Here is a 6,278-nt window from a genome sequence, read left to right as displayed (position 1 = left end):
CTGCTGGATTAATACCAAACTGTACGTTTGAACCACCCGTTTCAACACCGATTTCACGCAGTACAGCTAAAGAGGCATTACGCATTAACTGGTATTCTTTATCCGTTAATGTCTGCGCAGGTGCAACCGTGATTGAGTCACCGGTATGAATCCCCATAGGATCGAAGTTTTCAATGGCACAAACAATAATACAGTTATCATTTTTGTCGCGAACCACTTCCATCTCATACTCTTTCCAACCAATTAATGATTCATCAATTAACAGCTCAGTAGTAGGAGAAAGATCCAGACCGTTTGAACAGATATCGTCAAACTCTTCTTTATTGTAAGCGATACCGCCGCCTGTTCCGCCCATAGTGAAAGAGGGACGAATAATACAAGGGAAACCGACCATATCTAACACGCCGTAAGCTTCATCCATATTATGTGCGATACCAGCACGCGGACATGCAAGGCCGATTTTTTTCATCGCTTTATCAAAGCGACTGCGGTCTTCCGCTTTATCAATGGCATCCGCCGTTGCGCCGATCATCTCAACATTGTATTTTGCTAAGATCCCTTTTGCTTCAAGCTCAAGCGCACAGTTTAATGCAGTTTGTCCGCCCATTGTCGGCAACACCGCACAGGGGCGCTCTTTAGCAATAATTTTTTCAACAACTTGCCAATGAATCGGTTCGATATAAGTAGCATCGGCCATATCGGGATCTGTCATTATCGTTGCCGGGTTAGAGTTAACCAGTACAACACGGTAGCCCTCTTCTTTTAGTGCTTTACAAGCTTGTGCACCTGAGTAATCAAACTCACAGGCTTGACCGATAATAATCGGCCCCGCACCAATAATCAGGATAGTTTTTAAGTCATTACGTTTTGGCATCTGAAATTTACCTTTTTATTCGAATTCGGTTACTAGGCGTTTTTGTACTTTTCAATCAATTCAATGAAATGATTGAATAAAGGTGCGGCATCATGTGGACCCGGGCTTGCTTCCGGATGTCCCTGGAAACTAAATGCGGGTTTGTCAGTACGATGCATACCTTGTAGTGAACCGTCAAATAATGAAACGTGTGTGGCACGCAGGTTTGCAGGTAGTGTCGCGATATCAGCGGCAAAACCATGATTTTGGCTGGTGATCATGACAACGTCTCGGTCCAAATCTTTAACCGGATGGTTAGCACCATGGTGACCAAATTTCATTTTCAACGTTTTAGCGCCGCTTGCAAGAGCAAGTAACTGATGGCCGAGACAGATACCAAATACTGGAATTTCTGTTTTTAATATTTCTTGAATCGCTGCAATTGCATAGGTACAGGGCTCAGGATCGCCGGGACCATTAGACAGGAATATGCCATCAGGATTCATTGCCAGTACATCACTCGCAGATGTTTGTGCAGGAACAACGGTAACGCGACAACCTCTGTCCACCAGCATACGTAAAATATTACATTTAACACCGTAATCGTAAGCAACAACATGATATTTAGAATCGCTAATATCAGCCGGCAAACCGCCGGTTAACGTCCAGCTGCCTTGTGCCCATACAAATGGGTGTGCAGTCGTCACCTCCTTTGCCAAATCCATTCCTTTAAGTCCCGGGAACGCTTTAGCTTGTGCAAGTGCAGCAGCCTGGTCAAGATTTTCGCCAGCAATAATACAACCCGCTTGCGCCCCTTTCTCTCGTAAAATACGGGTCAATTTACGGGTATCAATCTCGGCAATACCGACAACGTTACGTGCTTTTAAATAATCGCTAAGAGAAGCTTGATTGCGGAAGTTGCTTGCTAGTAGAGGTAAATCACGAATGACTAATCCGCAAGCATGGATAGATGGAGATTCTTCATCTTCATCATTGGTTCCGGTGTTTCCGATGTGGGGGTATGTTAGTGTAACTATCTGACGAGCGTACGACGGGTCTGTTAGAATTTCTTGGTAACCTGTCATTGACGTATTAAAAACAACCTCACCAACAGAACTTCCATTAGCGCCGATTGACACACCTTCAAATACAGTTCCATCTTCCAATACCAGTATGGCAGAATGACTCAAGATAACCTCCATTGGGACAACAATAAAAATAAATTTTACAATTATTTATTGATGGAAAGTTATACGCTTTTCCACCAAACAATCATAAAATTTGGCAAATTCGCGACAGTTTATAGATATTCAGCGCAATTCACCAATCAATTTTTTATTTTCTGCCCAAAATGGGAAACAAAAAAAATTTGCAAGGCTAAATCTGCATTGCGGATAAATAATTAAAAGAGTAGTTTAACTGGTGTCAGCATCGCATAAACATCACAATCACAAAACCTAAAAAATAACGAATTCAATCTGGATCTTTAAACTTTTCTTCTGACACTGTAAGTTCCTTATAATATACTGTTTATTCGTTGATCTAAATCAAACCATTCACCCCCTGAAAGATCATTTGTCAACACCAAGTAATTTGTGGTGATTGATTTTTCCGGCTAACAAGGGTCTTTTATGCAACAATTACAATCAACTAAAGCTGCCATATTGTGGTCATATTTTCTCAACATCTGTGCCATTCCTCATCCCTCTAAACATGAACAACAACTGATAGCCTGGATTATTAATTGGGCGAAACAAAAAAAAATCGACTGCATTCAAGATAAAGTCGGCAATTTAATCTTACGCAAACCAGCCAGCGTCGGATCTGAACATAAAACGCCCGTTATCCTGCAGGCACATCTTGATATGGTGCCGCAAAAAAACAGCCAGACTGAACATGACTTTCTAGTGGATCCGATAACGGTTGTTATTGATGGTGAGTGGCTGCATGCCGACAATACAACGCTCGGTGCTGATAACGGCATTGGCATGGCCTCTTGTTTGGCCGTCCTCGCAGACAATACAATTAAACATGGTCCGCTTGAAGTGCTGTTAACCCTTGATGAAGAAACAGGTATGACAGGTGCATTTGCACTACAAGACGAGTTGCTGCAGGGGAAAATTTTAATTAATACCGATTCAGAGCAGGAAGGCGAACTTTACGTTGGCTGCGCTGGCGGTGTTAATGTCAATATCAATCTGCCTTATGAAAAAATGGAAACAGAGCCTGCTGACAGTGCTTATGAGATATCAATTAGCGGCCTAAAGGGAGGCCATTCCGGCTGTGATATCAACCTTAATCGCGGCAATGCAATCAAACTCTTAGCAGGCGTGTTACATAACTTAGATGCAATTCCTTTTCATATCTCCTGTTTTGAGGGGGGCAGTCTGCGTAATGCAATTCCGCGAGAAGCATCTGCCGTGATTGTGTGTGAACAGCGCCATGAAAACAGTTTAGATATACTTATCAATACCTTAAACTTAGATTTGCGCAATAAATTCCATAAAACTGAAGAAAATCTACAGCTCTCGATTAAATCCTCTGAATTACCGGCATCGATTTTAACCAACAAGAGCCAAACTAATTTATTAAATAGCCTGATCGATTGTGACAATGGCGTGTTTACTATGGATGATAATTTTTCTAATGTGGTGCAGACATCGAGTAACTTAGGCGTTATTACGCAAGAAAAAGGTGCGCAGTCGCGCTTTGACATTCAAGTATTAGTACGCTCCCAAGTCGAACAGGAAAAACAGAAAAGAGCGGATAAAATAGCGCAGCACTTCCAAAGTAACGGCGCACTGATACGCCAAGATGGTAACTACCCGGGCTGGACACCTAATAAAGAGTCGGCTATTTATAAGGTGATGGAAGCGCAATACAAGGCGCTGTTTGCTAAAAAGCCTAAAGCGATGGTCATTCATGCCGGCTTAGAGTGTGGTCTGTTTAGCGATAAATACCCGGACTGGGATATGATCTCATTTGGCCCAACGATTAAATTCCCGCACAGCCCGGATGAAAAAGTAGATATTGCCAGTGTTGATAAGTACTGGCAGTTATTAATTGCAACCTTAGCTGCAGTTGATTAATAGTATAGAGCCTCACCGAAGATGCATTTTCAGGGGGGGCTATCTACACTTAGTAGCCTCGCGCAAATTAATCATCATTTACAACCGTTTTTATTCTATTAACCACTTTGCCGAGCCCGGATCTAAATACCACTCCGTTAAGCCTTTTTTTGATGATATTTTGGCCGCAGGATAACGTTCGCTACCAGCAACTTCACGCTCTATTTTATAGATAATATCGGCTTTATTATGACCTAGGGCTAAATAGGTAACACGTTTACTATTTTCAATTAAGCCGGCACTTATACTTACACGTAATTGCCCGCTTTGTGGCTGTGTTGCCACAAGCGTTAAATGTGTATCGTTAAAGTCCGTCTCCCCAGGAAATAGTGACGCGGTATGACCGTCCTCCCCCACCCCTAAAATAATCCAGTCAAACTGCGGAATTTCATGAACACTGTCAATATGAGATCTTATCTCCTGTTCATAGCGAAGCGCTTCCTGCTGCGGATCGCTTTCGCCATGAATTGGGTGAATATTTTCTGCGGGGATATTAATTTTATCAAAGAGTAACTTTTTGCATTGCCCAAAATTACTTTCTGGAGAGCTGACAGGAACGCAGCGTTCATCGCCCCACCAGAAATGTAATTTCTGCCAATTTATACTCTGTGCATAGTCCGATTCAGCCAAAAACGTAAATAACAGTATCGGTGTTGTTCCGCCCGATAAAGAGATATCGCTTTGTTTATCGTTTTGACTCAAACGAAGAAAATCTTGAGCAAGCTTATCAAGCAGCAATTGGGTTGAATCAAAAATCATATTATTCATGCGATAGCTCTCAGTAGTCTGTATCGGTTAGGTTTACACAGGGCAAGGCAACGCCATTGACCGCTGCGCTCTTTTAAATCACGATAATGCCATCTCCACTGCATTGCAATCAAAACCTCAGCCCAGTTGTTTTAAGTAGCCGGCAGGATACCGTTATCCGATTGAAGATCGATAATAAATTTTAAGAAAACTGGTAAGCATCCATTGCCAGCACATCGTATTCAATATCTTCATGTATTCGTTTGGCAGAACGCAAATCACTGCTTCCCAGTGCGGCAAGCAACGGCAGAAAATGCTCTGCAGTGGGATGATTAAACAATAGATCGGGCGCTTCATTTTGGTAATTTAGCAGCGCGTTAAGATCACCTATGCTCAATTTAGCATTGACCCAAGCGGTAAAATTTTTCACCCGCTCTTTTTTATTGACCTCAAGGGATGGGTTAAATACCTCCTTGAGATTATGAGTAATACTACCCGAGCCAATTATCATCACCCCTTCATTGCGCAGCGGCGCTAAAATCTGCCCGTATTGATAATTGATGGCGGCGCCGAGGCGACTATTAATTGAAACTTCAATAACGGGAATATCCGCTTCTGGATAGATAAGCCTTAACGGGATCCACACTCCGTGATCCCACCCCTGCTGGCTATCCAGAACGGGGCTAAACCCATGTTGTGTAAACAGATCGGCAATTTTATCGGCAAGTTCTGGTGAACCGGGCGCGTTATACTGTATATCGTATAACGGCTGCGGGAAACCGTAGAAATCATGAATTGTTTTCGGCGCACTCCCCCGAGTAATAACAATATCTCGGGCCAGATCAAAATGCGCAGAAAATACAATAATCGCCTTAGGCTTTGCAAAGGAGAGACCCAACTGTTGCAAAAAGGTAACTGTTTTGCTCTTTTCAACAGCCATCATGGGAGAGCCGTGTGAAATAAAAAAAGCGGGTTGTTTTATCTGACTCATACTCTTCTCCTTTAATTATTTAGACTTAAATAGTAACTCAAGTGTTAGTATTTTCTTTGTCAGTTAGCTTTTTTGACAACAATGCATCTACAGAGAAACGCCCCGCGCCTTGCAGCACTATAGTCAATGAAGCAACCAACAGCATCAGCGCATACTCATAGCCATTATTGGCAAGAAATAGACCATTACCTAAGTGCACCACGATCAACGCAATTAACATAGTAAACGCAGTGACCAATGCGGCAGGTCGACTCAACAGACCAATTATTAACGCTATGCCGCCAAAAAATTCCCCACTTCCCGCTAGCAGTGCCATTAAATAGCCCGGTGTAATGCCGATGCTTGCCATCCATTGACCTGTCCCCTCTAATCCATAGCCACCAAACCAGGCAAATAATTTTTGCGAGCCATGAGCTGCAAGAATCAAACCTAAAGGCACTCTTAGAATGAATGACGACAGGACTAAATTTGATGTCACTATTTTATTGATCAGTTTTATGTTCATTAGGCTATTTCCTTATCAGTAATAAATCAGAGATTTTTCTCATAGGGTCAATTT

Annotated in this window: 5 protein-coding genes and 1 pseudogene; 1 reads left to right on the top strand and 5 read right to left on the bottom strand. The window is 42.4% G+C overall.

Annotation, left to right across the window (positions count from 1 at the left end):
* Both carB and carA read right to left on the bottom strand, forming a co-directional pair.
* A pseudogene (gene carB, locus ACJAT7_RS17145) lies at positions 1-874 on the bottom strand (carbamoyl phosphate synthase large subunit); the annotation flags it as partial.
* Between the two features lie 32 nt (positions 875-906).
* Positions 907-2,055 (bottom strand): glutamine-hydrolyzing carbamoyl-phosphate synthase small subunit, encoded by a 1,149-nt coding sequence (gene carA / locus ACJAT7_RS17140; protein ID WP_415228020.1) that lies wholly within the window; start codon positions 2,053-2,055, stop codon positions 907-909.
* Positions 2,056-2,484: 429 nt separating this feature from the next.
* On the opposite strand from carA, the gene ACJAT7_RS17135 reads away from it, so the two are divergent.
* Positions 2,485-3,942 (top strand): aminoacyl-histidine dipeptidase, encoded by a 1,458-nt coding sequence (locus ACJAT7_RS17135; RefSeq protein WP_415228019.1) that lies wholly within the window; start codon positions 2,485-2,487, stop codon positions 3,940-3,942.
* Positions 3,943-4,032: 90 nt separating this feature from the next.
* On the opposite strand, the gene pgl is transcribed toward ACJAT7_RS17135, so the two are convergent.
* The 3 genes from pgl to ACJAT7_RS17120 all read right to left on the bottom strand — a co-directional run bounded on the left by pgl (position 4,033) and on the right by ACJAT7_RS17120 (position 6,224).
* Positions 4,033-4,749 (bottom strand): 6-phosphogluconolactonase, encoded by a 717-nt coding sequence (pgl, locus tag ACJAT7_RS17130; protein WP_415228018.1) that lies wholly within the window; start codon positions 4,747-4,749, stop codon positions 4,033-4,035.
* Between the two features lie 181 nt (positions 4,750-4,930).
* Positions 4,931-5,719 carry a DODA-type extradiol aromatic ring-opening family dioxygenase gene (locus tag ACJAT7_RS17125; RefSeq protein WP_415228017.1) on the bottom strand — a complete coding sequence of 263 codons (789 nt, stop codon included), beginning with the start codon at positions 5,717-5,719 and terminating at the stop codon, positions 4,931-4,933.
* A 37-nt stretch (positions 5,720-5,756) separates the two neighbouring features.
* Positions 5,757-6,224 carry a DoxX family protein gene (locus ACJAT7_RS17120; RefSeq protein WP_415228016.1) on the bottom strand — a complete coding sequence of 156 codons (468 nt, stop codon included), beginning with the start codon at positions 6,222-6,224 and terminating at the stop codon, positions 5,757-5,759.
* Between the last annotated feature and the right edge of the window lie 54 nt (positions 6,225-6,278).

This window comes from Psychromonas sp. (assembly GCF_047632995.1).
Classification (GTDB): domain Bacteria; phylum Pseudomonadota; class Gammaproteobacteria; order Enterobacterales; family Psychromonadaceae; genus Psychromonas.
Note: the sequence above shows the minus strand (reverse complement) of the source record. Positions and strands in the feature narration are given on the sequence as shown.